Genomic DNA, 1,052 nt, shown 5'->3' with positions numbered 1-1,052 from the left:
TTAACCTGAGTTCGATCTAAGAATTTAGCAAAACATCGCTAATTGTGTAGTTTTTTGTGTTTCAAATTTGATAGCAGGTTTCTTTTCTTGAAAAGAATAAGCAATAAGGCTAGCCACAAGATTAGTAATAAAATTACCAAAACTTCTGTGTCTGGAATGTTCAGCTTGAGCAATATTTTTTAGTTGATCATTTATGGTTTCTATAACAGATCTTTTTCTTAGTAATATTTTATCTCTCATTGTCATTAATACATTTTTCATATTGTTTTTAATACTAGTAACTAAGTGTAATCCTTGATCAAATAATATTGAAGTTAATTCTTTAGAGATATATCCTTTATCAGCATATAAACTTCCAAATATCTTCTTCAAAAAGTTATCTTTTTTCAGAGGTGTTCTGTCATCTACATTAGCCTGAGTAATAATAAAATCAAGGAGTTCTCCTTTATCATTAATTATAATATGGAGCTTGAAACCATAGAACCAACCCATTGTTGATTTACCGATGGTAGCGATATCCTTGAACACCTTATTGTTACTAATTCTCTTATTTTTACAAGCTTTAATAGGAGTGGAATCTATAAAAGAAATACCCGTACACTCTCCCAAACAACACGTTTTTAAATATAAGGTCAAAGGCACTAAATTAGATTGCATTAATTCTACAAAACGATTGTAAGAAACAGTATTAGGAAATTCACTTTGTAGCTGTTGCTGCACGTATAAAATATAGAAATGTTTGAAGGTTCTTATACCACTTAAGTGAAACAATACAGTAATGGTTACTATCTCACTTGTAGCCATTCTAAATTTTCGATTTCTGGTCTTTTTGCCTGTAGTAACTTGTCTTTTTCGCATAGCAGGCTCATAAACAGCACAAAAATCATCAATAGAACAAAATATTTCAGTAATTTTATCTTTAAAAATCATAAGCAGAATTTAATTTAAATATTTGAATGTTAGATACTTAAATATAATTATTTTCTGCTTTTTCTACAAGTAAAAAAAACTATTCCTTACGTCGAACTCAGGTTATTACTCATCAATAAAAC

1 protein-coding gene is annotated in these 1,052 nt (G+C 28.7%); it reads right to left on the bottom strand.

Annotation, left to right across the window (positions count from 1 at the left end):
• Positions 1 to 24 precede the first annotated feature (24 nt).
• On the bottom strand, positions 25 to 930 hold the full coding sequence (locus tag DG508_RS18755; protein ID WP_108869621.1) for an IS982 family transposase: 906 nt from the start codon (positions 928 to 930) through the stop codon (positions 25 to 27).
• Between the last annotated feature and the right edge of the window lie 122 nt (positions 931 to 1,052).

The organism is Aquimarina aquimarini, assembly GCF_900299535.1.
In the GTDB taxonomy this organism is placed as follows: Bacteria; Bacteroidota; Bacteroidia; order Flavobacteriales; family Flavobacteriaceae; genus Aquimarina; species Aquimarina aquimarini.
This window is presented reverse-complemented; position numbering and strand designations above follow the sequence as displayed.